The organism is Streptomyces curacoi (assembly GCF_001513975.1).
Taxonomy (GTDB): Bacteria; Actinomycetota; Actinomycetes; order Streptomycetales; family Streptomycetaceae; genus Streptomyces; species Streptomyces curacoi.
Genome location: NZ_KQ947993.1, coordinates 274778 through 299715, shown reverse-complemented (window position 1 = coordinate 299715; position 24938 = coordinate 274778). Strand labels below are relative to the sequence as shown.

The window sequence follows — 24938 nt, the reverse complement described above, 5'->3', positions numbered from 1 at the left end:
CCGAAGCCCGGGTCGCCGGGCATAGCGTCAGCGGCGAGCCCCGGTTCCGTCTCCCCGCGGCCGGGGCCGTCGAGTCACTCGCCCGATCCACCTCGGACTCTCCCGGAGGCATCCCATGACAGCCATCCTGTCCGGCGAAGACCCGGAGCCCTCTGATCGGTTCCCGGCCGGCCCTCTGTACGTTCCGGTCCGGCCGGGACCGGCCGCCTGTGCGGCCCGCCTCTTCCGTACGCCCCTCGGCGGCCGTACGGCTGTGGGGTTCACCTCGCTGCGGCAGCTGACCGCGACCCTCGGCCCCGACCAGCCCTGGATCAGGCTCGCCGAGCCCGCCCTGCGCGCCCTGACCGCACCGCTCGGCCTTACCACCGTCACGGTGGACCCCCCGTTCTGCGCCCCGCCTCCGACCGCGCCGTCCGCCGTGGAGCACACGGAGCACATGGAGCACACGGAGCACACGGAGCACGCGGAGCACACGGAGCCGCGCTTCGGCCCCGGACGCCACCGGACCGCCCGCGGACCCCAGGCGGTCGGAGCGCCGCGCGTGACTGGCGCGGCGGCGCTCATCTCCGCGTCGGCCGCTCCCCGCCGGCCGGATGGATCGGGTGAGGGGGCGACGCGGTGACCGCCGTTCACGAGCCCGCAGTGACCGCCCCGGCCGACGCGCTCTCGGTGTGGCCGGCGTCCGCCGCGGAGCCCCGTGCCGGTGAACTCACCGTGGGCGGTGTGCCGCTGGCCGAGGTCGCCGACCGGTTCGGTACGCCCGTCTATGTCCTCGACGAGGACGAGGTGCGCGCGCGTTGCCGCACCTACCGGCAGCTCTTCCCCGATGCCGAAGTCCTGTACGCGGCCAAGGCGTTCCTGTGCCGTGCGATGGTCCACTGGGTGGCTGAGGAGGGCCTGGGCCTGGATGTCTGCTCGGCCGGCGAGTTGGAGCTCGCCGTCACCACCGGCTTCCCGCCGGAGCGGATCGTGCTGCACGGCAACGCCAAGTCCCCGCGCGATCTGGACACCGCGCTGCGCCTCGGCGTCGGCCGTATCGTCATCGACAGCCCCTCGGAGATCGCCCGGCTGGCCGCGGCGGTCGGACCCGGCGGCCACCAGAAGGTGATGGTCCGCGTCGTGCCCGGCATCAGCGCCGGCGGTCACGAGAAGATCCGCACGGGCACCGACGACCAGAAGTTCGGCCTGTCCGTCACGGACGGCCACGCACAGCACGCGATGGCCCGGATCCTGGCCCAGCCCCAGCTCGAACTGACCGGCCTGCACTGCCATCTGGGGTCCCAGATCACCGGTGTCAGGCCCTATCTGGCCGCCGTACGGCGCATGACCGGCCTCATGGCCCGGCTGCACGCACAGCACGGTCTCGTCCTGCCCGAACTCGACCTGGGCGGCGGCCACGGCATCGCCTACCGGCCCGGCGAACCGGCCCTGGACCTGACCCTGCTGGCCCGCAAGGTGCGTGCGGAGCTCGTCGAGGCGTGCGCGGCGGCCGGGCTCACCGTCCCCCGCCTCGTCATCGAGCCCGGGCGGGCGATCGCGGGCCCGGCGGGGATCGCGCTTTACCGCGTCCTCGCCGTCAAGCGCAGCGGTCCGCATACCTACGTCGCGGTGGACGGCGGCATGAGCGACAACCCCCGGCCCGCGCTGTACGGGGTCCGCTACGCGCCCCGGCTGGTGGGCCGTCCCGGCACCGCCGTCCCTGCCCCGGTCACCGTGGTGGGCCGACACTGCGAGGCGGGCGACGTCGTCGCCGCGGACGTGGAGCTTCCCGCCGACGTCCGCCCCGGCGACCTGCTCGCCGTCCCGGCCGCCGGCGCGTACCACCTGTCCATGGCCTCCGGCTACAACCTGGTCGGCCGCCCGCCCGTGGTCGCCGTGGCCGACGGCCATGCCCGGCTCCTGGTCCGCCGCGAGTCCCTGGACGACATCCGCAGCCGCGACGTCGGCCTCTAGGCCGCGGCGCGCATCCCGATCCCCTCCGGACGAGAGACGGCCCGGCCCTCGTCCGGAGGTGCCGCGCCTCCGGCCCGCCCCCGGCACCCTGTCCGCCTCTGGCGCACTGTCCCGCCCCCGGCACCCGGTCCCGCCCCCCGCCCCCCGCGCGCCCTTGTCCCGCTCCCGGCACCCCCTTACAGTCCGCTGCGTAATGTTCGTCAATCGGACCGAATGTTTCGGCCGGCCCAGCGGAGGCCTGACGCGCATGCGGACGTACGACAACCCGGTCATCGGCGGCTTCCATCCCGACCCCAGCGTGTGCCGGGTCGGGGAGGACTACTACCTCGTCTGCTCCAGCTTCGAGTACTTCCCCGGCGTCCCGCTCTTCCACAGCCGTGACCTTGTGCACTGGCGGCAGATCGGCAATGTGCTCGACAGGCCGGGGCAGTTGGCGCTCGGGGACGACATCCCGGCCTCCGCCGGCATCTACGCCCCGACCCTCCGGTATCACGACGGCCGCTTCTACATGATCACCACCAACGTCGGCGCCGGGGGCAACTTCCTCGTCAGCAGTGACCGGCCCGAGGGCCCGTGGTCGGACCCGGTCCGGATCGACCTGCCCGGCATCGATCCCGACCTCGCCTGGGACGACGAGGGCAACTGCTGGTGCGCCGTCTCCGGGGTCCGGGTGGCGCGGATCGACCCGGCCACACCGGCAAGGTGCTGGAGGAGCCGTTCCCGGTGTGGTCCGGGACCGGCATGCAGCATCCGGAGGCGCCGCACCTGTATCGCGTCGGCGACTGGTGGTACCTGATGCTCGCCGAGGGCGGTACGGCCCTCGGCCACAGCGTCTCCGTCGCCCGCGCCCGCTCCCCGCGCGGCCCCTACGAACCGGCACCCGCCAACCCCGTCCTGACCCACCGCGGCACCGACCTCCCGATCCAGTGCACCGGCCACGCCGACCTGGTCGAGGCGCCCGACGGCACCTGGTGGATGCTCCTGCTGGCCACCCGCCCGCGCGGCTTCTTCCCGCACTTCCACGTCCTGGGCCGGGAGACCTTCCTGGCCCCGGTGCAGTGGGTGGACGGCTGGCCGAGGGTGGGCCCCGTGCGGGAGCGGCACGAGGCTCCGGCGGCCTGGCATCCCGTCGAACCCCCCGCCCCACGGGACGACTTCGACTCCGCGGCCCTGGCCCCGTACTGGATCTCCCCGCACCGCCGGCCGGAGGGGTCGTGGTCGCTCGGCGAGCGGCCGGGATGGCTCACGCTGCACGCCACCGGGAGCAGCCTGGACCGGCCGGGGCACACCTTCGTCGGGCGCCGCCAGCAGCACCCCGACTGCCGGTTCACCGCCCGCCTGGACCCCGGAACGGGCCGCGCCGGGCTGTCCGTCCGCATGGACGAGGCCCACCACTACGACATCGAGGTCGGCGGCGGCGAGGCAAGCGTGATCGCCCGGATCGGGCCCGTACGCCAACGCCTCGCACGGCAGCCGGTGCCCGAAGGGCCCGTCACGCTGGACGTCGAGGTCCGCACCGACCGTCCCGTCTCCCCGACCGGCGAGGACGCGCCCGGCCTCAGGGCCGGCGGTCCCGACACGATCGGTCTCGCGGTCGACGGCGTACGGCTGGCCGAACTCGACGGCCGTTATCTGTCCACCCAGGTCGCGGGCGGCTTCACCGGGCGGGTGGTCGGCATGTACGTCACCGAGGGCCACGCGGCCTTCGACTGGTTCGAGTACGTGCCTGAAGGGCCGTCCGGGCCGTGAGAGCCGGCGGCAGATTCACCGCGTACAAGGGGTTGCCACCGTTTGGCAGCTGTCTCTAGGGTGCGGCAGCAACGAAGCTTTCTGAATCCTCACCGAAACTTTCGGTCAAGCGGACGGCCATGGACGGGCCGTCCCGTACCCAAGGAGCGCATGATGGGCGACCCGGGACTGTCCCGCCGCGGCTTCCTGGCGGCCTCCGCCGCGGCCGGTGCGGGCATCACGGCACTGAGCGGATGCGGCGGCGACTCGGCCGGAGGGTCGTCGGACGGGACGACCACCGTCGAGTGGTGGAACATCTCCACCACCGAGCCGACGAGGGGCGTCTGGGCAGCCCTGGCCAAGAAGTTCGAGGCCCAGAACCCCAAGGTGAAGATAAAGATCGTCCAGTTGGAGAACGACGCCTACAAATCGAAGATGACGGCGCTCACCGCCTCCGGAAAACTGCCCGACATCTTCCACACCTGGGGCGGCGGCGTCCTCAGACAGCAGGTCGACGCCGGGCTTGTCGAGGACCTCACCGACCGGACGAAAGATTTCGCCGACGCTCTGCTGCCGGTCGCGAAGGAGCCGTATCTCCTCGACGAGAAGCTGTACGGCATCCCGTTCGACATCGGCATGATCGGCTTCTGGTACAACAAGGCGCTCTTCAAGGACGCGGGGATCAGCGAGCCGCCCACCACCTGGGACGGCTTCCTGGACGCCGTACGCGAGCTGAAGGCCAAGGGCACTACCCCGCTCGCCCTCGCCGGCAAGGAGAAGTGGCCCGGCATGTACTACTGGGCCTACCTCGCGATGCGCACCGCGGGCGCCTCCGCCCTCCAGAAGGCCTACGACGACAAGGACTTCACCGGCGACGCCTTCGTCCAGGCCGGGCAGCACCTCCAGGAACTCGTCGACCTCCAGCCCTTCCAGAAGGGCTTCCTCGGCGCCGCCTACTCCAGCCCCACCGGCCAGGCCGCGACGGTCGGCAACGGCAAGGCGGCGATGGAGCTCATGGGCCAGTGGGCGCCTGTCGTGCAGGCGGACTCCGGCAAGGGCCTCGGCGACGACCTCGGCTTCTTCCCGTTCCCCGCCGTCGAGGGCGGCAAGGGCGCGATCACCGAGGTGTTCGGCGGGGGCGGCGGGCACGCCCTGCGCAGCGGGGCTCCGCAGGCCGCCGTCGACTTCCTGAAGTTCTTCGCCTCGGAGGCCACCGACAGGGAACTGGTCGAGAAGACCGGCATCCTCCCCGTCCTCCCGGCGGCCGAGAGCGCCATCAAGGACCCCAACATCAAGGCCGTACAGGCCCAGTTGAAGGCCGCCACCGGCTTCCAGCTCTATCTCGACCAGGCGTACGCGCCCGCCGTCGGCCAGGAGGTCAACGACAGCGTGGCCGCGCTCATCGCCGGGTCCAAGTCCCCCGCCCAGGTCGCCCAGTCGATCACCAGGACCGCCAAGGAAGAGCAGTAGCCGGCGATGACCTCCACGTTCCTGCCGGACAAGCGGACCGGGCCCGGCCTCACCCCCTCGCCCGCCGCTCCCGGAGCGGGCCGGGGGCGGGCCCGGCGGCGCGCGCTGCACTGGCTCACCGCGCTCGGGTTCCAGATACCGGCCCTCGTGCTGTTCGGCGTACTGGTACTGCTGCCGATCCTGTTCGCGCTGTACGCCGCCTTCTTCCGCTGGGGCGGCTTCGGCATGCCCTCCGACTACATCGGCGCCGACAACTTCACCCGGCTCTTCGACGACCCCGTCTTCCTCGGCGATCTGTGGCGCTGTCTGGTGCTGGTGGTGCTGTCGCTCGCCGTCCAGCTGCCGTTCGCCCTCGCCATGGCCGTGCTGCTCAACCAGAAGCTGCGCGGCCGGGCCTTCTACCGGATGCTGTTCTTCGGGCCGTACATCCTGTCCGAGGCGATCACCGGCGTCCTGTTCGGCATGATCTTCGCCCCGGACGACGGGCTCGCCGACCAGATCCTGGGCCGTATCGGCCTCGAAGGCCTCGGCGGGGAGTGGTTCGCCGAGCCCTCCATGGTCATGGCCACCCTGTTCCTGGTCATGACGTGGAAGTACTTCGGTTTCCACATGATGCTCTACCTCGCCGGACTCCAGTCGATCCCCAGGGAGTTGACCGAGGCGGCGCTGATCGACGGCGCGAACGCCTGGCAGCGGTTCCGCAGCGTCACCCTGCCGCTGCTCGCGCCCACCCTCAGGATCAGCGTGTTCCTGTCCGTCATCGGGTCGATCCAGCTGTTCGACCTGGTCTGGGTGACCACCGCGGGCGGCCCCGACCACCACTCGGAGACCATGGCCGTGACCATGTTCCAGTACGGCTTCAAGCGCTACCAGGTCGGCTACGCCAGCGCGATCAGCGTGGTCATGTTCGGCATCAGCCTCGTCTTCGCCCTCGCCTACCAGCGGTTCGTGCTCCGCCGCGACCTCCAAGGGGCCACCACGACGATGAGGGGGGACGGCAAGTGAGGACCAGCTCCGGCAGGCGGCACCTGCCCCTGCACGCGATCCTAGTCGTGGTCGGCGCCGTGATGGCCGTACCGCTGCTGTACGCCGTTCTCTCCGGCTTCAAGTCGACCGACGAACTCTCCCGCAACCCCGTCGGCCTGCCCGACTCCTGGGTGACCTCCAACTACACCGACATCCTGGGCTCGGGCGCCTTCTGGCGGCTGGTCGGCAACAGCACGCTGATCGCGGTGGGCACGACCGTCCTCGTGGTAGCGGTCGCCGCACTGTCCGCGTTCTCCTTCGCCCGGTTCGCCTTCCGCGGGCGGGAGGTGCTGTTCACGCTGTTCACGATGGGGCTGATGTTCCCCTTCGCGGTGGCGGCCCTGCCGCTGTTCCTGCTGCTGCGCTCCATGGGCCTGCTGGACAACCCGCTCGGCGTGATCCTGCCGCAGGCCGCCTTCGGGCTGCCGATGACGATCATCATCCTGCGCGGCTTCTTCCGGGAGATCCCCGGGGAGTTGGAGGAGGCGGCCACGCTCGACGGCTGCAGCTCCTTCGGGTTCTTCTGGCGGGTGCTGCTGCCGATGGCACGGCCCGCGCTCGGCACCGTCTCGGTCCTCGCGGTCGTCACCAGCTGGAACAACTTCTTCCTGCCGCTGCTGGTGTTCACCGAGGACACCTGGTGGACCATCCCGATCGGCGTCCAGCAGTTCCAGGGCCAGTACTCCGCGCAGTACGCCCGCGTCTTCGCCTACCTCGTCCTGGCCATGGTCCCCGCCCTCGCCTTCTACTCGGTCGCCGAGCGCCAGCTCGTCGGCGGCCTCACCGCCGGCGCCACCAAGGGGTGACGCGCGCAGGCGGACGTACGGCTCACCCACACCAACCCACCGTGAGGAGTCGCACCATGCACACCACGACCATCCGCTCCCGCACCCGGCTCAGACTCGCCGGTGCCCTCGCCGCCCTGCTGGTCGCGGCCGGCGTCGCCACGGGCCCCGCGGCCCAGGCGGACGAGCGGCACGGCAAGGAGCCCACCCTCGCCGACCTCGCCCAGCGCCACGGCCGCTACTTCGGCAGCGCCACCGACAATCCCGAACTCGTCGACGAGCCGTACAAGGCGCTCCTCGGCAGCGAGTTCGACCAGATCACTCCCGGCAACGGCATGAAGTGGTACGCCACCGAGCCGCAGCAGGGCGTCTTCGACTTCTCCAAGGGCGACGAGATCGTCGACCTCGCCCGTGCCCACCACCAGAAGGTGCGCGGCCACACCCTCGTCTGGCACAGCCAGCTGCCGGGCTGGCTCACCTCGCGCGAGTGGACCCCGGCCGAGCTGCGGGCCGTACTGAAGAAGCACATCCAGACGGAGGTACGGCACTACCGGGGCAAGGTCTTCGCCTGGGACGTCGTCAACGAGGCCTTCAACGAGGACGGCACGTACCGCGAGACGATCTTCTACAAGACGCTCGGCCCCGGCTACATCGCCGACGCCCTGCGCTGGGCCCGGCAGGCCGATCCACGCGTCAAGCTGTACCTCAACGACTACAACATCGAGGTGATCGGCCCGAAGAGCGACGCCTACCACCGGCTGGCCAAGGAGCTGAAGGCACAGGGCGTCCCGCTGGACGGCATCGGTCTCCAGGCGCATCTCGCGCTCCAGTACGGCTATCCGACCACCCTGGAGGACAACCTCCGCCGCTTCTCCCGGCTCGGTCTCGACACCTCGCTCACCGAGGTCGACATCCGGATGTATCTGCCCGCCACGGAGGAGAAGCTGGCCCAGCAGGCCGACTGGTACCGGGACCTGACCGAGGCGTGCCTCGCGGTGCGCCGGTGCGTGGGCATCACGCTCTGGGACTACACCGACAAGTACTCCTGGATCCCGGCCTTCTTCCCGGGTGAGGGCGCGGCGCTGCCGTGGGACGAGGAGCTGCGGCCGAAGTCGGCCTACTTCGCGATACGGGACGCGCTGAGGTAGTCCGTCGCGGTCGCATCACGGTGAACCACGGTGAGTGACCGCCGGACACACATGGGGGCCGGCCCGCAGTCAGGGTCTGCGACCGGCCCCTGGAAGTTCGCCGGGCGTGCGTCGTCCCGCCCGGTGGTGCGGCCTGTCCGGCGTGATCCGCCGGCAGGTGCTACGCGGCGGTCATCACCTTGCCGGTGCCCAGCGGGCGGTGCGGGGCGATGATCTGGCCGTCCGGCAGGAGCTCACCGGTGTCCTCGAAGAGCAGAACGCCGTTGCACAGCAGGCTCCATCCCTGCTCCGGGTGGTGCGCCACATGACGGGCGGATTCCCGGTCGGCGGAGTCGGCTGAGGGGCACGGTGGCTGATGCTGGCACATGGGTGGGATCTTTCGCTCTGTCGTGATGTGTGAGATGGCTGTCGTGTCTGTCTCGCGGCGTGAAGCCTCGTTCATGGCCGCCCCCCGTTGTGATAAGTCGGTCGAACCCAGTGTTGCCCCACGAGCGTCAATCCGCAGGGATTTCGCAGCACCACTTCTCACAGGTTGATGACGCACCACCCGCGCGGACGGTTCATCCCAACTCCACTGTCACTTCGGGTGGTTCGACGTGGTCGGATGGGGCTAGTCCGGACGGGCCGGGGCCTCGGGGGGCTCGTCCGAGCGTAATGTCGCTCGTGCGAGCGACACTTTCGCGGCGGTTGCGCTTTGCGCGCTCAGGTGAGTGCTTTCTTGCTCGCACGAGTGGCTTACGGCTCGCACGAGTGTCTTGCGGCTTGTGCGAGTGCCTTGCGGCTTGGGCGAGTGCTTTACGGCTCGTACGAGTGGCTTACGGCTCGTATGAGTGCTTCAAGGCTTGCGCCTATGCGTTTCTCGTTGTCCGACCCGAGCCTAATCCCACCCCCGGGCAACGGCGTACCCCGCCACCCGGAATTCGGCGGCGGGGTACGACAGTGCGCTCGCGCGGTGCGCTGTCAGGCGGGGGAGCCGAGCAGGGGAGGCAGCGGGGGCAGTGGCGCCGGGGTCGCGCGCAGGGTGAGCACCGGGAGCAGCTCGGCGGCCCGGTGCGGCCGGTGGGAAGCGATGCCGGGCGGGGCCGGGGCCAGCGGGACGAGGAGGTCCGTGGCGGCGGGGTGGCCCGTGGCGCCGTCCGCGGTGCAGTCGCCGTGCAGCCAGAGGGTGAGCATGTAGAGGCCGGGGAACGACAGCAGGCGCGGCTGGTAGGGCTGCTTGATCGTCTCGGCCTGGCGCAGCGCGCGCTCGGTGGAGGCGATGTAGGGGCCCTCGAAGAAGTGCGAGAAGGCCCAGCCGTCGGGGGTGAGCCGGGTCTCGGCCGCGGCCACCGCGCGATCGCCGCAGCGGATCAGAAAGCGCCAGCCGGCCAGCCGGGTCGCGGAGACGCCCGCCGGGGTGATCTCGTCCACGACGTGCACGGGCAGCGGGAGTTCGGGTGTGGCGGGCCCTTGGGCGGCACGCAGAGAGGGGGTTCGGGCCTCGCGGACCGCGGTGGGCGAGCCGAGCGCGGTGAGAACGGAGCGAAGGGCGGGCGCGGGAGCCGGGGGAACATGCAGCGGCATGGTGGGTCGCCTCTCATTCGACAGGCACGGTGGCGCGAGGGCGGGGTGGGGTGGGGGCGGACGGCGCTGTCAGCTCACCGAGGTCAGAGAGGCGGGGGCCGGGGTCTGGGTGCGAAAGGTATGGATGAGGCCTGCCGTTCGTCGCGTGGACGGCAGGTCCAGGGACCGTGGGCGCCAACCCTCTGCCTTGATTGCGGAGTTTATACGACGAGTGTTCAGACGGTGTTTCATCTAGCCGATTTCGGTGCACCCGGCAAGGGTTCATTCGGTCGGTGATATGCGGGAATCATCCCGGTTCCCGACCGGCCATACGGCGATGACCTCGAAAAATGCCCCGGGTGCGGTCGGCCAATTCTCGTCGGCGTTTTTCACGAGTTCGTGAGCCGCCCGAAACTGCGCCGTGCGCCATGCCCGGTGAATGTGCCGCCGGTCACGTGCGACAGAGTAGCGGGTGCCGGGTCCGCGCGGGACGTTATCGATCGCTTCCGCTGGGCATCATCCCACCTGACCCGGGAGGCCGGCGGCCGGATCCGGGCCCGCCCGGTACTGTCCGCCGGGCGGTCCCAGGGTCCGCCCATCCGAGGAGGGACGCTTCGATGGGGGAGAAGGTCGTGGCAGGTCGGTTCGATCTGTCCGATCGCCAGCACTACCGCGAGAAGCTGCGGCGGTGTCTGACGGGCCTGGAGAAGCTGCTGGAGGAGAAGCGGTTCGATCGCCCCAAGAACCTCATGGGGCTGGAGATCGAATTGAATCTCACCGGCGCCGACGGCATGCCGAGGATGTTGAATGCGCAGGTACTGGAGCGGATCGCGAGTCGTGATTTCCAAACAGAACTCGCCATGTTCAATCTGGAAGTCAACATAGCCCCACACCGATTGCAGGGGCGGGTTTTCGATCAGCTCGCCGAGGAACTCCGTACGTCTCTGGCATATGCCGACCGAAAAGCGGGTGAGGTCGACGCGGGAATCGTGATGATCGGCATTCTGCCGACGCTGGACCGGGACGACCTGGTCTCCTCCAACCTCTCCGCCGTCGACCGCTACACCCTCCTCAACGATCAGATCGTGGCCGCCCGCGGCGAGGAGTTCACGCTCGACATCGACGGCGTGGAGCGGCTGACGTGCACCTCGAAGTCCATAGCCCCCGAGGCCGCCTGCACCTCGGTGCAACTGCACCTCCAGGTCACCCCCGCCCGCTTCGCCGACGTGTGGAACGCGGCCCAGGCCGTCGCCGCCGCGCAGGTCGCCGTAGGGGCCAACTCGCCCTTCCTCTTCGGGCGCGAGCTGTGGCGCGAGTCGCGTCCGCCGCTGTTCCAGCAGTCCACCGACACCCGCCCGCCCGAGCTCCAGGCCCAGGGCGTGCGGCCGCGCACCTGGTTCGGGGAGCGGTGGGTCTCCTCGGCGTACGACCTCTTCGCGGAGAACCTGCGCTACTTCCCGGCCCTGCTGCCGATCTGCGACGACGAGGACCCGCTGGAGGTCCTCGACGCCGGCGGCACACCGACGCTCGCGGAGCTCGTCCTGCACAACGGCACCATCTACCGCTGGAACCGGCCGGTCTACGGCATCGCCGACGGCGTCCCGCACCTGCGCGTGGAGAACCGTGTGCTGCCCGCCGGACCGACCATCACGGACGTCATCGCCAACGCGGCCTTCTACTACGGCCTCGTCCGCGCCCTGGCCGAGGAGTCGCGGCCCGTGTGGACCCGGATGCCCTTCGAGGCGGCGGCGGCCAACTTCGACGCGGCGTGCAAGCACGGCATCGACGCACGGCTGCGCTGGCCGCGGCGCGGGCGGTACGGCGGGACCACGGAGATCGACGCGGTGAGCCTCGTACGCGACGAACTGCTGCCGCTCGCCGAGGCCGGCCTGGACGCGTGGGGCGTCGAGCCCGCCGACCGGGATCTCTACCTGGGCGTCATCGAGGAGCGCTGCCGCAGGCGGATGAACGGGGCGTCCTGGCAGGCGGCCACCTTCCACCGGGCACTGGAGACGGGGCTGACCCGAGAGGCCGCGCTGGCGGCGACGACCCGGCGGTACCGCGAGCTGATGCACCGCGGGGATCCGGTGCACACCTGGCCGGTGGGGTTGCTGGAGCCGGTTGCGCTGGGGTGACGCCGGGCGCGTGAGGTGAGACCCGCCCTCGACGGGGGGCGCTGCCGCCCGTCCCATACTGATCGGGCAAGCTGTGACGTCCCATGACGGTGGCGCCCCTCCCTGCTGCCCTGCTGAACCCCGTGCCGGGATCCGGCCGTATGGCAGGCAAAGGGGCGGTACGCCGTTGAGGACGAGGCGGGATCACTCAACTGGAGGCAGGTGTGCAGGGCGAGGCAGGCCCCGTGGCCGAATCTTTTCCGCACGAGCGGCCGGCGCGACGGATCTTCCGTGATGAGACGCTGCTCGTCCTGGGTCTTTCGCTCGGTGCGAGCGGTGTGTCCGCCCTGATCAGCTTTGTCGGTTCGGTGACCAAGCCGGGCGGTCTCAAGGACCAGGCGGCGACGCTCAACGCCTCGGCCGCGCCGGGCCGCCCCTGGCTGGATCTCGCCTGGCAGCTCTTCGGGATCACCACCGCGCTGGTGCCCGTCGCCCTCGTCGCGCACTTCCTGCTGCGCGAGGGGGCGAGCCTGCGCACGCTCGGCTTCGACCGCACCCGGCCCTGGCCGGACCTCGGCCGTGGGGCGATGATCGCGGCGGTGATCGGCAGCACCGGGATCGCCTTCTACCTGGCCGCTCGCGGACTCGGCTTCAACCTCACCGTGGTGCCGGAGGCGCTGCCCGAGGTGTGGTGGAAGTATCCGGTGCTGATTCTGTCGGCCCTGCAGAACGCGATCCTGGAAGAGGTCATCGTCGTCGGCTATCTGCTGCGCCGGCTGGGCCAGTTGGGCTGGACGCCCGGCACCGCGCTCGTGGCCAGTTCCGTACTGCGCGGCTCGTACCACCTCTACCAGGGCATCGGCGGCTTCCTGGGCAACATGGCGATGGGCGTGGTCTTCGTGTACCTGTACCGGCGCTGGGGCCGCGTGGGTCCGCTGGTCGTGGCGCACTCCCTGCTCGACATAGGGGCGTTCGTGGGGTACGCGCTGCTGGCCGGGAAGGTGGGGTGGCTGCCGACGGCCTGAGGCGGCCGAGGGGCCAGGATGGGATTCCGAGAGGGGCGTACGGCGGATGTCGTACGCCCCTCTCGGCGCGTCTAGGCCACCAGCTCACCGTCGATGACGGTGACCGCGCGGCCGGTCAGCAGGGTGCGCTCGCCGCGCAGCTGCGTGCGGACGCGGCCGGAGCGGGGGGACGCCTGGAGGCCGGTGAGGTCGGGGCGGCCCAGGCGCTCGGACCAGAAGGGGGCCAGGGCGGTGTGGGCGCTGCCGGTGACCGGGTCCTCGTCGATGCCGACGTTCGGGAAGAAGCAGCGGGAGACGAAGTCGTAGCCCAGTGCGGGGTTCTCGGCGCCGGCGGTGGCGATGACGCCGCGCGCGGAGTAGGCGGCGAGCGCCTTGTGGTCGGGCCTGAGGGCGTGGATCGTCTTCTCGTCGGCGAGTTCGAGGATCAGGTCGCCGACGTTCGGGCCGGTGTCGAAGGCCGCGCGCGGCTCGGCACCGAGGGCCTGGGCGGCCCCGTCCGGGACCTCGACCGGGGTGAGCGGGGCCGTCGGGAAGTCCAGGGTGATCGAGCCGTCCTGCTCTGGCGTGGCGATGAGGACGCCGCTGCGGGTGGCGAACCGCACCGGGCCCTCGTGCGCGCCCGTGGAGTGCAGTACGTGGGCGGTGGCGAGCGTGGCGTGGCCGCACATCGCGACCTCGGTGACCGGTGTGAACCAGCGCAGCGCCCAGTCGGCCTCGCCGCCCGCGGGCAGGGGGTGGGCGAAGGCCGTCTCGGCGTGGTTGACCTCCAGGGCCACGTTCTGCAGCCAGTTGTCGTCGGGGAAGGCGTCCAGGAGCACGACCCCCGCCGGGTTCCCGGCGAACGGGCGGTCGGTGAAGGCGTCGACGATTCGGATACGCATGGCCCGACGCTAGAGGTTCCGCCAAGGCCACTGCCAAGGCCAATTCGCGGCTGCTGGACCGATTTCGGCGGTCGGCGGGTGGGGGGCCTGTGGCCAGAGCTCCGCCTCCCTCCCCCCCCGCGGACTCAGCCCTTGCCACGCGAACTGTTCCGATATATCGTTGAAGCATCGCGACAGATCAACGATGGAATGGAGTGATTGCGATGCGTTCCCACGGATTCGAGCGTGGACACGGTGGACACGGCCGGGGCGGCTTCGAGGGGCGTCGGGGTGCTTTCGGGCCCTTCGGGCCGGGTGGCCCCGGCTTCGGGGGCCCTGGCTTCGGGCCCGGCCCCTGGGGGCCGCGGGGGCGGGGTGGACCGCGAGGGAGGGCGCGGCGCGGTGATGTCCGGGCCTCGATCCTGGCCCTGCTGAAGGACCGCCCCATGCATGGCTACGAGATGATCCAGGAGATCGCCGAGCGCAGCGGCGGGGCGTGGAAGCCCAGCCCCGGCTCGGTCTACCCCACCCTCCAGTTGCTGGAGGACGAGGGCCTGATCGCCAGCGAGAGTGAGGGCGGCAAGAAGCTGTTCTCGCTCACCGAGTCGGGCCGTGAGGCGGCCGCCGCCGGGCCCGAGGCACCCTGGGAGGAAGCCTCCCGTGGCGTCGACTGGGAGGCCCTCGGCGAGATCCGCCAGGCCGGCTTCGGTCTGATGGAGGCCTTCGGGCAGGTCTGGAAGACGGGCAGCAAGGAGCAGCGCGAGAAGGCGCTCGCCGTCATCAACGAAGCCCGCAAGAAGCTGTACCTGATCCTCGCCGATGAGGACTGAAGCAGCGTCGGCGGCCTCCCCGCCGTGAGTGCAGGCGCCCCGTGGAGTGATCCACGGGGCGCCTTCGGGTGTGCGCCGAGCGTGCTCAGGTCACCAGTCCGGCCAGCTTGCGCAGCGACTCGTTCAGCGCCGCCGTCGCCGAATCCTTCAGCTTGCCCGCCATCAACGACACCGCCGCGCCCGTGAACTCCCCGTCGATGCGCACCGCCGTGGCGCCGTCGCCCTCGGGGGTCAGCGTGTAGCGCGTGGCCACGCTCACGGCCATCGGTCCCTTGCCGCGAATGGCGAGCACACGCGCCGGCTCCAGTTCCTCGACGGTCCACTCGACCTCGGCCGGGAACCCCATGAGCTTCATGTTCTCCTGGAAGGTTCCGCCCACTTCGAGAGCGGCGGGGCCGCCGTTCGGAAAGCTGGTGTGGGTGGCGTTCCACTGCCCGTACGCCGACCAGTCCGTCAGCTGCGCCCAGACCTTCTCGGCCGGTGCCTCGATGCGTGCCTCCGCGCTGACTTCGGCCATGCGACCACCCCTTCGTGTCGGGCTACGGTGTCGCGGAACGTAGCCGCGTGGCCTGCAACATTCAATACTGATGACCCGTCAGAAAATGTGGAGACGTGGACTCGGTCCACCGGCTCAGCCCACCAGCCGTATCGCCGCCGCGTCGAAGAGATCCCACGCGCGAGGGAGCGCGCTCTCGTCGTGGCAGTGCCATGCCTCCCAGAACAGGTCGGCGAGCAGGGCGTCCTCCGGGGCGTACACCCGATAGACGTACTGTCTGCCGTCGACGGCCGGCAGCGCCACCAGCCAGCACCTGCGCTCCATGTCCCTGTGGGACGTACGAGGGAGCGCCATGGTTGCGTACCGGGCGTACGGCAAGGCGGCGCGCGCCCCTCAAGGGTGTTCGGCGTGATCTCATCCGTAAGGAGGAGATGGCGAGCCGCGATGTCCACTCCCTGTGGGACGCCGAAATGCTTCCTCTCGGGGATGACCTGGCCCGAAGTGGCTGATGGGGTAGAGGATGTGCAACCCCGTATTTCTCGGCAGCCGGCTCAGCGGCAGGGCTGTCGGCGCCCGGCCACCGCGGCGGACGATGCCAGGCTCAGTGACGAGCTGGCAGCGGTGATCTCCGGTGCCCGCCGCCGGGCGGTCAGGGACGGGGACCGGCAGATCGACACGGCCCATCTGCTGCACTCGCTCCTGGAGCGCGACCCGGACGTGTACGCCGTCTTCGGTGAGGGACCGCAGATCGCCCGCCTGCTCGGTTATCTCGTCCAGCGCAGCATCGGCTACGGCCTGCGCTGGCAGGGCACCGTCGAGGACTCCGGGGCCGTACCCGTGGTCCTGGACGGAGACGGCTTCTCCCCGCTGGCCGCGAGCGCGATGGGGCACGCCTGCCGGCGCGCCGCCCGGCGCGGCGACACACAGGCCCGCGGCCTCGACCTGCTCGCGGCGATCGTGGTGGACCCGCAGGCGCGCGCCGTCGAGGTACTTGAGCGCGCCGGCATCGACGCCGACGCGGTGCGTGCGCGCATCGACGACCGCCGGGACGGGTATGACGACCGACCCGACGAGTATGACGACCGACCCGACGAGTATGACGACCGGCGCGACGAGCATGACGAGTATGCCGTCGGCGGCGAGACCCCCCGCTGAGCGTTCCGCTGGAAGCATCGCGAGCGATGTGCCGGCGTTCGTACGTACCGCGCCCCCACCCGCACCGCACCCAGAGCCCCCTCCCGTCCAGTCGGCGAGACAGGTGTCAACGGGGATGACGCTCATGTCATCGCCTGTCATCATGTGCCGGTGCGTATGTCTGAAAGCAGTCACGTCGGTCGAGGAAAGGGCGTCGGGCTCGGTCTGGCGATCGGTTCCGCGGTCGCCTTCGGAGGGTCCGGCGTCGCGGCCAAGCCGCTGATCGAGGCGGGGCTCGACCCGTTGCATGTGGTGTGGCTGCGCGTGGCCGGCGCCGCCCTCGTGATGCTGCCGCTCGCCGTGCGTCACCGCGCGCTGCTGCGCAGCCGTCCGGCCCTGCTCGCCGGGTTCGGTCTGCTCGGCGTGGCGGGAGTCCAGGCCTGCTACTTCGCCGCGATATCCCGGATCCCGGTCGGGGTCGCGCTGCTCGTCGAGTACCTCGCGCCCGCCCTCGTCCTCGGCTGGGTGCGGTTCGTGCAGCGGCGGCCGGTGACGCGCGCCGCCGCGCTCGGCGTGGTCCTCGCGGTCGGCGGCCTCGCCTGTGTGGTGGAGGTCTGGTCGGGCCTGAGCTTCGACGCCCTGGGGCTGCTGCTCGCGCTGGGCGCCGCCTGCTGCCAGGTCGGCTACTTCGTCCTGTCCGACCAGGGCAGCGACGGCGACGAGGCACCCGACCCGCTCGGCGTCATCGCGTACGGCCTGCTCGTCGGCGCCGCCGTCCTGACCGTCGTGGCCCGCCCCTGGAACATGGACTGGTCGGTCCTCGCGGACACCGCCCCCATGAACGGCACCCCGGTCGCGGCCGCCCTGCTGCTGGCCTGGATCGTGTTCGTCGCCACGGTCGTCGCCTATGTCACCGGCGTGCTCTCGGTGCGTCGGCTCTCGCCGCAGGTCGCGGGCGTCGTGGCCTGCCTCGAAGCGGTCATCGCGACCGTCCTCGCCTGGTTCCTGCTCGGCGAGCACCTTTCGGCGCCGCAGATCGTCGGCGGCGCGGTGGTGCTCGTCGGGGCGTTCATCGCGCAGTCGTCGGCGCCCGCGAAGGGCTCCGCCGATCCGGTGGCGGGCGGAGACGCCCGTACGGAAACCGGGTTGTCGGCCCGGGAAGCGGCGGCCTAGGCTCCGAGCCATGCACTGCGGCACCTTCATCATCTCTCCGCCGGCCGCCTGAGGCGGGCCCTCCGGACATCACGCCCAGGACGGCACGGGGCATGAACCCCCCGTCCCGCCGGGCGTGACGGTGCTGCCCGCAGACGAAGTCCGAGGACCTGACGCGCCCCGCGCGAGGTCCGTTCCCGAACTTCCGCGCGGCCGCCGCTCCCCGGGGCGCCGCCGCGCGTCTGCGGAGAGAGATCGTGTCGAATGCTTCCGGCCTGCCCGTTGGGCGAGGCCTTGCCTACCTGATCATCGCCGGTGCCGTCTGGGGCACCGCCGGCGCGGCGGCCTCGCTGGTCTACCGGTCCAGCGACATGGGCCCCGTCGCCCTGTCCTTCTGGCGCTGTGCGGCAGGCTTCGTCCTGCTGCTCGGCGTCCATCTCCTGCGCTCCCGCGTCCGGCCCGTCGCATCCGAACCGCTCGGACGCTGGATGCTGCGCAGCGCCGCGACCGGCCTGGGGCTCGCCGTGTTCCAGGGCGCCTACTTCGCCGCCGTCCCGGCCACCGGACTCGCCGTGGCCACCGTCGTCGCCCTGGGCACCGGTCCTGTCCTGATCGCGCTCGGCGCCCGGTTGACCATGGGGGAGCGGCTCGGGCCCCGCGGTGTCGTCGCCGTGGCGGGCGCCCTCCTCGGGCTGGGGGTCGTCGTGCTCGGCGGTTCGGGTGCGACGGTACGGCTGCCGGGCGTGCTGTGCGCCGTCGCGTCGGCCACCGGACAGTGCGCGATGACGCTGCTCACCCGCCGCTGGGGCCGCAGCGGCGGGACCGACGCCTCGGCCACGGCCGTGGGGACGTTCGGTGCGGCCGCCCTGTGCCTGCTGCCGTTCGCCTCGGCCGAGGGACTGGTCCCGCACACCGCCGACCCCGCCCGGGTGCTCTGGCTGTCGGCCTACATCGCGGCGGTGCCCACGGCCCTCGCCTACGCCCTCTATTTCGCGGGCGCGGCCGTCGTACGGTCCGCCACCGTGTCCGTGATCATGCTGCTGGAGCCGGTGAGCGCGACGGTCCTCGCCGTCGTCCTGCTCGACGAGCGCCTCACGTCGGCCACGATCGCCGGCACCCTGCTGATGCTGGCGTCGGCCGCATGGCTCGCGGTGACCGAGGCGCGGGGCGCGGCACGGCAGGAGGAACCGGCGCTTGTCTGAACCTGAGCCAAGGGCCCTGGCGGCACTGCACAGGGCGCCTGGCGGCACTGCCCAGGGCCCCTGGCTCAAGCTCCTCGCCGACGCAGCAAGTGCTCGCGGGCCGCCGCGTCCCCCGGCCCGCCGCGCGCCGCCAACGCGGCCGCGATCCGGTCCCGCACCTCCCCGGACCGCTTGCCCGCGTACTTGAACTTGGCCCGCACGCCGGTCACTTCGAGCCGAAGGCCCCGAATCCCCGACAGCATCCGCCCGTACGGCACCTCGCCCACCGCCACCCGCGCGGAACCGCCCTCCGGCTGGAAGTGACCGACCTGGCGGTTGAGAAGCGCAGCCTTCTCCTCGGGGTCGTCCACCAGATGCGCCCGGCAACGGAGTTGGACCGCCGCGTAGAAACTCGTGGGCGTCCCGTGTTCGGACGGCCCGTCGGGGTCGGCCTGCCAGGGGCCGGGGACGTACGCGTAGTCGTCGACCACGCTCAGTACGACGTCGGGATTCGCCTCCAGGGCACCCCACAGCGGGTTGGGCCGGGCGAGATGGGTGAGGGCCTCGCCGCGCTCGGGGTCGTAGGCGAAGTGCAGGGGCTGGACGTACGGCGGCTCGCCCGGTCGGCCGTTGACGGCGAGCTGCCCGAAGTCGTGGACGGCCAGCCACTGTTGCCACTCGCTGTCGTCGCGGGCCGCGTCCCAGGGGTGGATCAGCATCACAGGCCCGCCAGGTAGTCGGGGATCGCGAGACCGGGGGCCAAGTCGCCGTCGGCGACCGGGGTCTCGTAGCCCTTGCGCAGCGGGACGACGCCGGCCCAGTGGGGGAGGGCGAGGTCCTCGGGTTCGTCGTTCACGCCGCCGGTGCGGAGCTTGGCGGAGACCTCGTTCAGGTCGAGGCGGATCACGGCGGTGGCGGCCAGTTCCTTCTTGTTGGCGGGCCGGGAGTCGGCCGACCGGCCCGGCACCACGTGGTCCACCAGGGCGTCCAGGGCGGTCCGCTTCTCCTCCGGGTCCGTCACGTCGTACGCGGTGCCGTGCACCACCACGGACCGGTAGTTGATCGAGTGGTGGAAGGCCGAGCGGGCCAGGATCAGCGCGTCGACATGCGTGACCGTCAGACAGACCGGCAGTCCGGGATCGGCCTGGCCGGTCATCCGCAGCGGGCGCGAGCCCGTCGAGCCATGGACGTAGAGCGTCTCGCCGACCCGGCCGAACAGCGTGGGCAGCACGACCGGCGCGCCGTCGCGCACGAAGCCGAGGTGGCAGACGTAGGCCTCGTCGAGTATCGCGTGCACCAGTTCCCTGTCGTACGACGCCCGGTCCGCGGAGCGCGTGGGGACGGTGCGGTCGGTCGGCGTGTAGGCGGCGGGCTGCGACGTCGGCTGCTGGGTCCCCTGCATTGCGCTCTCCATTGCACTAGTGCATAATCGGGTTTGTGCTAGGAGGATATCGGATCGAAGGACGCCGCGCAGCTGAGATCGCGTCGAGCGTCGAGCGCGCGGTGGGATCCGGGGAGCTGGAGCCCGGCCAACTGCTGCCGCCCATGCGGGAGTTGGCGGTCGAGCTCGGGGTGAACCCGAACACGGTCGCCGCCGCGTATCGCATCCTGCGCGAGCGCGGGGTGATCGAGACGGCGGGCCGCCGGGGGAGCCGGGTGCGGCCCAGGCCGGCCACGACCGGACGCGAGTACGTCCGGGTGGACGTGCCCGAAGGCGTGCGGGACGTGGCGAGCGGCAATCCCGACCCGGCACTGCTGCCCTCCCTGGCGGAGGCCTTCGCGGCGGCGGCCGAGCAGGGCGACCGGGAGCCGGTGCTGTACGGAGACGAGCCCGTGGAGCCGGAGTTGGCGCGGATCGCGCGGGCCGCGCTGGACGCCGACAGTGTGCCGGAGGGGCCCCTCGCCGTCGCCTTCGGGTCCCTCGACGCCATCGAGCGCGTCCTCGCGGCCCACCTCAAGCCGGGGGACACCGTCGCCGTCGAGGACCCCGGATGGGGCAGCCTGCTGGATCTCATCCCGGCGCTCGGGCTCCGCATGGCTCCGGTCGCCGTCGACGACGAGGGGCCGCTGGCGGACGACGTGCGCAGAGCCCTGGCCGCCGGGGCGCGCGCCCTGATCGTCACCGACCGGGCGCAGAATCCGACCGGCGCGGTGGTGAGCGCTGCGCGCGCGAGAGCCCTGCGCGCCGTGCTGGAGGAGTACCCGCAGATCCTCCTCATCGAGGACGACCACGGCCACGGGATCGTCGACCTGCCCCTGCACCCCCTGGCCGGCGCCGCCCGCAACTGGGCCTTCGTCCGCTCGGTGGCCAAGGCGTACGGCCCCGACCTGCGCCTCGCCGTGCTCACCGGGGACCCCGTCACCGTCGATCGCGTACACGGCCGCCAGCGGCTCGGGCCCGGCTGGGTGAGCCGGCTGGTGCAGCGGGCCGTGGTGCGGCTGTGGTCCGACGGCGCCCTTGACCCGACGGCCGTGGCGGCGGCGTACGGCCATCGCCGTGACCTGCTGCTCGCGGCGTTGGCCGAGCGCGGAGTCGACGCCCACGGCCGCAGCGGCCTGAACGTCTGGATCCCGGTCCCCGACGAGACGGGCGCCGTCGCCCGCCTGCTGCACGCGGGCTGGGCGGTCGCCCCCGGGGCGCGCTTCCGGATGAACGCGCCGCCCGGCATCAGGATCACCGTCTCGACGCTCGCACCGGATGAGATCACTCCCCTGGCGCACGCGGTGGCGACGGCGGTAGGCCCGGCACCGGCGAGGAGTTACGTCTAGACACGGGCAGTCCAGCCGGTCGGAAGGGGCGCGGGGCCGCGTCTCCCCCTCAGGCGCACCGCCTCATCTGCGTGAGCGCCGCCCCCACCAGAACGATCACCGCCCCCACCGGTGTCGACCAGCTCAAGGACTCACCGAGCAGCGCGACGCCCGCAGCCGTGGCGATGACCGGAATGAAGTAGGTGACCATCTGGGCCGTCGTCGGACCCACCTCGGCGACGAGTCCGTACTGGAGGAGAACGGCGAGACCGGTCCCGAGCGCACCCAACGCCACGACCGCCAGCAGGGGCAGCACCGGAAAGCGCGTCGGCGCGGAGGTGAACAGCGGCGTCACCACGGCCAGTTGCACCGTGGCCAGCAACAACTGCGCCCCGGTCAGCGACAGATGCGAGTGGCTGGACCCGGCGAGCGTACGGCGGACGTATATCCAGCCGACGGGGTAGCTCAACGAGGCCAGCAGCGCCATCGCCGTCCCCGTGGCATCCAGCCCATGGAAGCCCTGCCACGCCCCGAGCACCGTCAGCACACCGAGGAAACCGAGACCGAGCCCGGCGACCCGCACCCGCGTCGGCCGGTCCTCCGAGAGGGCGACCAGGGCCAGGGCCATGCCCCACAGCGGCGAGGTCGCGTTGCAGATACCCGCCAGTGTGGAGGGGATCGTCAACTCGGCGTACGCGAACAGCGAGAACGGCAGCGCGTTCAGCAGAAAGGCGGCGACCGCCAGATGCCCCCACGTCCGGGCCCCGCGCGGGAGCCGCTCCCGCTTCAGCGCCATCGCGGCCGCAAGTACGGCCGTACCGAACACCAGCCGCCCGAGCGTGACCTGGAAGGGGGCGTAGCCGTTGGTGCCCACCTTGATGAGCAGGAAGCTGAAGCCCCAGATCAGGGAGAGGGCGGCGAAGCGCAGACGCCAGTCGAGGCGGGCGCGGGGCAGGGGGCGGGCGGCGGCTTCGGGCGGGGTGCGGGAGGCGCTGACGATGCTCATGGCAGCAACGATGCGGCAGACGATCTCGTAGCGCAATCGAGATTTCGCACGTGATATCTCGTAGCATTGCTTACATGTTGAACCTGGAGCGCCTGCGCACCCTCGACGCCCTCGCCCGGCACGGCTCGGTCAGCGGTGCCGCCGAGGGGCTGCACATCACGACGTCGGCCGTCTCACAGCAGATGTCCAAGCTGGAGCGGGAGGTCGGCCAGCAGCTGCTCGCCAAGAACGGCCGGGGGGTGCGGCTCACGGACGCGGGACGGCTGCTCGCCGAGCACGCGGCGCGCATTCTGTCGCAGGTCGAGCTGGCCCAGTCCGATCTGGAGGCGCAGCGTGGAAAGGTCGTCGGCGAGCTGAGACTGGCGGCGTTCCCGACCGCCGCACGCGGGCTGTTCCCGTCCGCGCTCTCCGCCCTGCGCACGGCGCACCCCGCGCTGCGGGTGCGCTCGTGCGAGCTGGAGCCGGAGAGCGGCATCGCCGGAGTGGTCCGCGGCGACCTCGACCTGGCCGTCGTGCTCGACTGGTACAACAAACCGATGGCGCTGCCCGAGGGCCTGGTCAAGGCGCACATCCTGGACGATCCGGCCGATGTGGCGATGCCCGCGGGGCACCGGTTCGCCGACCGGGACGAGGTGGATCTCGCCGAGTTCGCCGAGGACGAGTGGATCACCTGGGGCGAGGGCGAGTTCTGTCACGAGTGGCTGATGTTCACGCTGCGCTCCAAGGGCATCGAACCCCTTCTCGGCCACCGCGCCCCCGAGACGCACACCCAGCTGGCGCTGGTCGCGGCCGGACTCGGCGTGTGCATCGCGCCGCTGCTGGGGCGCCATCCGATGCCCGCGGGGGTCGTGACCGTGCCGTTGAAGCAGCGGGTGCGGCGCCATGTGTACATCGTCTGGCGAGCCGACGCCGACCGCCGCCCGTCGATCCGGGCGGCGGTGCGGGCGCTGCAAGAGGCCGGGAAGAACGTCTCCTGACGCCGCCTACAGCGCCCCCAGCTTCCGGAAGTCCCAGGACACGATCTTCTCGGGCGTCAGCCGCACCCACGCGTGCCGGCCGTCGTGCGGCATCTCGTCGAGCCCGAAGTTCTTGCGGGCGAACAGCGTCTCGGGGACGTCGAGTTCGGCCCGCAGCTCACCGACGCGCGGGATCTCGCCCACGAACTCGACCCTGCCGGACAGCTCCACACCGCGCAGCTGCTCGTACTCCTCGCCCGTGTCGATCACGATCGCGACCCGCGGATCACGGCGCAGCTCGGCCCACCGCTTGCTGCGGACGACCGAGTACAGCCACAGCGAGTTGCCGTCCCAGGCGAACCACAGGGCGCTGACATGCGGAAAGCCATCGGCGGACACCGTGGCGACCCGGCAGGTGCGCTGAGTGGTGAGGAACTCGTCCAGCTCACCGGGCGTCATCATGATCTTCCGGCCCCGGCGCTGAATGACGGTCATGCGGCCCCCTCTTCTCTCACGTCGTGTCAGAGGAGAGATCCTCTGACATCACGTCAGAAAAGGATGGGTCGTCTTCCTTCCCCACGCAATGGTGGCTACGCTCACCGCCCCCGGGCTCCCGGCTCCGCCCGAGCAGGGGGGACCCCCCATCGCCGTCGACCACAGGGGGAACCATGCCGTCGTACGCCGAGCTCAGCGAACTCCTCGACCCCGCGACCACCGTCCTGCTCACCGTCGAATGCCAGCAGGGCGTCGTCGGACCGGACAGCGCGCTGCCCGAACTGGCCGAGGCGGCCCGCTCCTCGGGCGCCCTGGCCAACGTCGCCCGGCTGGTCGCAGCCGCGCACGACAGCGGCGTCCAGGTGATCCACGCAATCGCCGAACGCCGCCCGGACGGCCGCGGCGCGAGCCGCAACGCCCGCCTCTTCCACGCCGCCGAACGACTCCCCGTCCAACAGCTGTCCGGCACCGCCGCGGTACGGGTGGCGGCCCCGATCGAGGTCACCGGGGAGGACTTCGTCGTACGACGACTGCACGGCCTCTCCCCGATCCAGGGCACCGAAGTCGACGCCCTGCTGCGCAACCTCGGCTGCCGCACGCTGGTCGTCACCGGCGTATCGGCCAACGTGGCGGTCCCCAACGCCGTCTTCGACGCCGTGAACCGGGGTTACGCCGTGGTCGTGCCCCGGGACGCCATCGCCGGGGTGCCCGCCGACTACACCCCCGCGATGATCCGCAACACCCTCGCACTGGTCGCCACGCTCGCGACCACGGACGAGGTGCTGGGCTGCCTCAAGCGTCCGCGCCGGGTCAGGCGAGCGTGATCGAGTCGCCTTCCACGCTGATCTGCCTGGCCTCCAGCGGCTGGGTCGCGGGCCCCTTCTTCACGCTGCCGTCGAGGACGGAGAACTGGCTCTGGTGGCAGGCGCAGGTGAGGGTGTCCCCCTTCAGGTCCGTCATCGGACACTTCTGATGGGTGCAGATCGTCGAGAAGGCCTTGAAGTCGCCCGCCGTCGGCTGTGAGACCACCACCTTCTCGTCGCCGAAGACCTTGCCGCCGCCCTCCGGGATGTCGGCGGTCTTCGCGAGCGCCGCACCGCCGGCGCCCGCCTCGTCGTCCGACCCGCACGCGGTCAGCGCAGCGGCGAGCCCCGCCGCGCCGACCGCCGCCACGACGGTACGGCGGCTCGGTCCCGACACCGGCTGAACTGATTCGCTGGTCATGCTGACGTTCCTTCCGGGGATTCGTGATCTGCCGAGAGGTACGGTCCTCGGGGACCTGCTGTTCA

General features: G+C 71.4%; 25 protein-coding genes and 1 pseudogene. 16 read left to right on the top strand and 10 right to left on the bottom strand.

Annotated features, from left to right (window positions below; genetic code table 11):
• Positions 1-115 precede the first annotated feature (115 nt).
• The 7 genes and pseudogenes from AQI70_RS39855 (at position 116) to AQI70_RS31290 (ending at position 8110) form a co-directional block, all read left to right on the top strand.
• Positions 116-622: an SAV_915 family protein gene (locus tag AQI70_RS39855; RefSeq protein ID WP_062155827.1), complete on the top strand. Its 507-nt coding sequence runs from the start codon at positions 116-118 to the stop codon at positions 620-622.
• Complete coding sequence (gene lysA / locus AQI70_RS31315) at positions 619-1953, top strand: diaminopimelate decarboxylase (RefSeq protein WP_062155826.1); 1335 nt, start codon at positions 619-621, stop codon at positions 1951-1953. Before AQI70_RS39855 ends, lysA begins: the two co-directional genes overlap by 4 nt.
• 247 nt (positions 1954-2200) lie before the next feature.
• Positions 2201-3702: pseudogene (locus AQI70_RS31310) on the top strand (glycoside hydrolase family 43 protein).
• Between the two features lie 153 nt (positions 3703-3855).
• Positions 3856-5151, top strand: coding sequence for an extracellular solute-binding protein (locus tag AQI70_RS31305; RefSeq protein ID WP_062155825.1), 1296 nt, complete (start codon positions 3856-3858; stop codon positions 5149-5151).
• Between the two features lie 6 nt (positions 5152-5157).
• Positions 5158-6156, top strand: a complete 999-nt coding sequence (locus AQI70_RS31300) for a carbohydrate ABC transporter permease (RefSeq protein ID WP_062155824.1) — start codon at positions 5158-5160, stop codon at positions 6154-6156.
• Entirely contained in the window at positions 6153-6983 is an 831-nt protein-coding gene (locus tag AQI70_RS31295) for a carbohydrate ABC transporter permease (RefSeq protein ID WP_062155823.1), read from the top strand. The genes AQI70_RS31300 and AQI70_RS31295 overlap by 4 nt, the downstream gene beginning before the upstream one ends.
• Before the next feature lie 56 nt (positions 6984-7039).
• Entirely contained in the window at positions 7040-8110 is a 1071-nt protein-coding gene (locus tag AQI70_RS31290) for an endo-1,4-beta-xylanase (RefSeq protein WP_062155822.1), read from the top strand.
• Positions 8111-8270: 160 nt separating this feature from the next.
• Here the strand turns inward: AQI70_RS31290 and AQI70_RS31285 are convergent, their stop codons facing one another.
• A complete protein-coding gene (locus AQI70_RS31285) occupies positions 8271-8477 on the bottom strand; it encodes a DUF5999 family protein (protein ID WP_037890473.1) in 207 nt (68 codons plus the stop codon).
• Between the two features lie 593 nt (positions 8478-9070).
• Positions 9071-9673, bottom strand: coding sequence for a hypothetical protein (locus tag AQI70_RS31280; protein ID WP_004002829.1), 603 nt, complete (start codon positions 9671-9673; stop codon positions 9071-9073).
• A gap of 596 nt (positions 9674-10269) precedes the next feature.
• On the opposite strand from AQI70_RS31280, the gene AQI70_RS31275 reads away from it, so the two are divergent.
• Entirely contained in the window at positions 10270-11787 is a 1518-nt protein-coding gene (locus AQI70_RS31275; protein WP_062155821.1) for a glutamate-cysteine ligase family protein, read from the top strand.
• A gap of 203 nt (positions 11788-11990) precedes the next feature.
• Complete coding sequence (locus AQI70_RS31270) at positions 11991-12791, top strand: CPBP family intramembrane glutamic endopeptidase (RefSeq protein WP_062155820.1); 801 nt, start codon at positions 11991-11993, stop codon at positions 12789-12791.
• A 71-nt stretch (positions 12792-12862) separates the two neighbouring features.
• Here AQI70_RS31270 and AQI70_RS31265 read toward each other — a convergent pair whose 3' ends face one another.
• On the bottom strand, positions 12863-13672 hold the full coding sequence (locus AQI70_RS31265; protein WP_062155819.1) for a PhzF family phenazine biosynthesis protein: 810 nt from the start codon (positions 13670-13672) through the stop codon (positions 12863-12865).
• A gap of 203 nt (positions 13673-13875) precedes the next feature.
• Between AQI70_RS31265 and AQI70_RS37940 the strand changes: the two genes are divergently transcribed.
• On the top strand, positions 13876-14481 hold the full coding sequence (locus tag AQI70_RS37940; RefSeq protein WP_079051550.1) for a PadR family transcriptional regulator: 606 nt from the start codon (positions 13876-13878) through the stop codon (positions 14479-14481).
• An 85-nt stretch (positions 14482-14566) separates the two neighbouring features.
• On the opposite strand, the gene AQI70_RS31255 is transcribed toward AQI70_RS37940, so the two are convergent.
• Positions 14567-14998: a type II toxin-antitoxin system Rv0910 family toxin gene (locus tag AQI70_RS31255; RefSeq protein ID WP_062155817.1), complete on the bottom strand. Its 432-nt coding sequence runs from the start codon at positions 14996-14998 to the stop codon at positions 14567-14569.
• Positions 14999-15112: 114 nt separating this feature from the next.
• The gene (locus AQI70_RS31250) at positions 15113-15301 is read right to left on the bottom strand and encodes a hypothetical protein (RefSeq protein ID WP_062155816.1); all 189 of its coding nucleotides are present in this window, start codon (positions 15299-15301) and stop codon (positions 15113-15115) included.
• 162 nt (positions 15302-15463) lie between these two features.
• Here AQI70_RS31250 and AQI70_RS31245 point away from each other — a divergent pair, with 162 nt between their 5' ends.
• The 3 genes from AQI70_RS31245 to AQI70_RS31235 all read left to right on the top strand — a co-directional run bounded on the left by AQI70_RS31245 (position 15464) and on the right by AQI70_RS31235 (position 18465).
• Positions 15464-16132, top strand: coding sequence for a Clp protease N-terminal domain-containing protein (locus AQI70_RS31245; protein WP_244181910.1), 669 nt, complete (start codon positions 15464-15466; stop codon positions 16130-16132).
• A 156-nt stretch (positions 16133-16288) separates the two neighbouring features.
• Positions 16289-17284 carry an EamA family transporter gene (locus AQI70_RS31240; RefSeq protein ID WP_251062290.1) on the top strand — a complete coding sequence of 332 codons (996 nt, stop codon included), beginning with the start codon at positions 16289-16291 and terminating at the stop codon, positions 17282-17284.
• A gap of 236 nt (positions 17285-17520) precedes the next feature.
• A complete protein-coding gene (locus AQI70_RS31235; RefSeq protein ID WP_062155813.1) occupies positions 17521-18465 on the top strand; it encodes a DMT family transporter in 945 nt (314 codons plus the stop codon).
• A 65-nt stretch (positions 18466-18530) separates the two neighbouring features.
• Here AQI70_RS31235 and AQI70_RS31230 read toward each other — a convergent pair whose 3' ends face one another.
• Positions 18531-19163, bottom strand: a complete 633-nt coding sequence (locus tag AQI70_RS31230; RefSeq protein ID WP_062155812.1) for an FMN-binding negative transcriptional regulator — start codon at positions 19161-19163, stop codon at positions 18531-18533.
• Entirely contained in the window at positions 19163-19846 is a 684-nt protein-coding gene (locus tag AQI70_RS31225) for a pyridoxamine 5'-phosphate oxidase family protein (protein ID WP_062155811.1), read from the bottom strand. The genes AQI70_RS31230 and AQI70_RS31225 overlap by 1 nt, the downstream gene beginning before the upstream one ends.
• A 35-nt stretch (positions 19847-19881) precedes the next feature.
• Here AQI70_RS31225 and AQI70_RS31220 point away from each other — a divergent pair, with 35 nt between their 5' ends.
• Positions 19882-21213 carry an aminotransferase class I/II-fold pyridoxal phosphate-dependent enzyme gene (locus AQI70_RS31220; RefSeq protein ID WP_062155810.1) on the top strand — a complete coding sequence of 444 codons (1332 nt, stop codon included), beginning with the start codon at positions 19882-19884 and terminating at the stop codon, positions 21211-21213.
• Between the two features lie 49 nt (positions 21214-21262).
• On the opposite strand, the gene AQI70_RS31215 is transcribed toward AQI70_RS31220, so the two are convergent.
• A complete protein-coding gene (locus AQI70_RS31215) occupies positions 21263-22198 on the bottom strand; it encodes a DMT family transporter (RefSeq protein ID WP_244181908.1) in 936 nt (311 codons plus the stop codon).
• Between the two features lie 74 nt (positions 22199-22272).
• Between AQI70_RS31215 and AQI70_RS31210 the strand changes: the two genes are divergently transcribed.
• On the top strand, positions 22273-23175 hold the full coding sequence (locus AQI70_RS31210) for a LysR family transcriptional regulator (protein WP_004002844.1): 903 nt from the start codon (positions 22273-22275) through the stop codon (positions 23173-23175).
• Positions 23176-23181: 6 nt separating this feature from the next.
• Here AQI70_RS31210 and AQI70_RS31205 read toward each other — a convergent pair whose 3' ends face one another.
• A complete protein-coding gene (locus AQI70_RS31205; protein WP_062155808.1) occupies positions 23182-23649 on the bottom strand; it encodes a pyridoxamine 5'-phosphate oxidase family protein in 468 nt (155 codons plus the stop codon).
• A gap of 173 nt (positions 23650-23822) precedes the next feature.
• Between AQI70_RS31205 and AQI70_RS31200 the strand changes: the two genes are divergently transcribed.
• Entirely contained in the window at positions 23823-24473 is a 651-nt protein-coding gene (locus AQI70_RS31200) for a cysteine hydrolase family protein (protein ID WP_062155807.1), read from the top strand.
• On the opposite strand, the gene AQI70_RS31195 is transcribed toward AQI70_RS31200, so the two are convergent.
• On the bottom strand, positions 24460-24873 hold the full coding sequence (locus tag AQI70_RS31195) for a Rieske (2Fe-2S) protein (RefSeq protein WP_062155806.1): 414 nt from the start codon (positions 24871-24873) through the stop codon (positions 24460-24462). The genes AQI70_RS31200 and AQI70_RS31195 overlap by 14 nt on opposite strands.
• Positions 24874-24938 lie beyond the last annotated feature (65 nt).

Bases quoted from the DNA above. Each gene is read 5' to 3' on its own strand.
- AQI70_RS39855 (WP_062155827.1), top strand. From the start codon at position 116: ATGACAGCCATCCTGTCCGGCGAAGACCCGGAGCCCTCTGATCGGTTC.
- AQI70_RS31305 (WP_062155825.1), top strand. From the start codon at position 3,856: ATGGGCGACCCGGGACTGTCCCGCCGCGGCTTCCTGGCGGCCTCCGCC.
- AQI70_RS31300 (WP_062155824.1), top strand. From the start codon at position 5,158: ATGACCTCCACGTTCCTGCCGGACAAGCGGACCGGGCCCGGCCTCACC.
- AQI70_RS31290 (WP_062155822.1), top strand. From the start codon at position 7,040: ATGCACACCACGACCATCCGCTCCCGCACCCGGCTCAGACTCGCCGGT.
- AQI70_RS31285 (WP_037890473.1), bottom strand. From the start codon at position 8,477: ATGTGCCAGCATCAGCCACCGTGCCCCTCAGCCGACTCCGCCGACCGG.
- AQI70_RS31280 (WP_004002829.1), bottom strand. From the start codon at position 9,673: ATGCCGCTGCATGTTCCCCCGGCTCCCGCGCCCGCCCTTCGCTCCGTT.
- AQI70_RS31275 (WP_062155821.1), top strand. From the start codon at position 10,270: ATGGGGGAGAAGGTCGTGGCAGGTCGGTTCGATCTGTCCGATCGCCAG.
- AQI70_RS31265 (WP_062155819.1), bottom strand. From the start codon at position 13,672: ATGCGTATCCGAATCGTCGACGCCTTCACCGACCGCCCGTTCGCCGGG.
- AQI70_RS37940 (WP_079051550.1), top strand. From the start codon at position 13,876: ATGCGTTCCCACGGATTCGAGCGTGGACACGGTGGACACGGCCGGGGC.
- AQI70_RS31255 (WP_062155817.1), bottom strand. From the start codon at position 14,998: ATGGCCGAAGTCAGCGCGGAGGCACGCATCGAGGCACCGGCCGAGAAG.
- AQI70_RS31250 (WP_062155816.1), bottom strand. From the start codon at position 15,301: ATGGAGCGCAGGTGCTGGCTGGTGGCGCTGCCGGCCGTCGACGGCAGA.
- AQI70_RS31245 (WP_244181910.1), top strand. From the start codon at position 15,464: ATGACCTGGCCCGAAGTGGCTGATGGGGTAGAGGATGTGCAACCCCGT.
- AQI70_RS31240 (WP_251062290.1), top strand. From the start codon at position 16,289: ATGTCTGAAAGCAGTCACGTCGGTCGAGGAAAGGGCGTCGGGCTCGGT.
- AQI70_RS31230 (WP_062155812.1), bottom strand. From the start codon at position 19,163: ATGCTGATCCACCCCTGGGACGCGGCCCGCGACGACAGCGAGTGGCAA.
- AQI70_RS31225 (WP_062155811.1), bottom strand. From the start codon at position 19,846: ATGCAGGGGACCCAGCAGCCGACGTCGCAGCCCGCCGCCTACACGCCG.
- AQI70_RS31215 (WP_244181908.1), bottom strand. From the start codon at position 22,198: ATGAGCATCGTCAGCGCCTCCCGCACCCCGCCCGAAGCCGCCGCCCGC.
- AQI70_RS31210 (WP_004002844.1), top strand. From the start codon at position 22,273: ATGTTGAACCTGGAGCGCCTGCGCACCCTCGACGCCCTCGCCCGGCAC.
- AQI70_RS31205 (WP_062155808.1), bottom strand. From the start codon at position 23,649: ATGACCGTCATTCAGCGCCGGGGCCGGAAGATCATGATGACGCCCGGT.
- AQI70_RS31200 (WP_062155807.1), top strand. From the start codon at position 23,823: ATGCCGTCGTACGCCGAGCTCAGCGAACTCCTCGACCCCGCGACCACC.
- AQI70_RS31195 (WP_062155806.1), bottom strand. From the start codon at position 24,873: ATGACCAGCGAATCAGTTCAGCCGGTGTCGGGACCGAGCCGCCGTACC.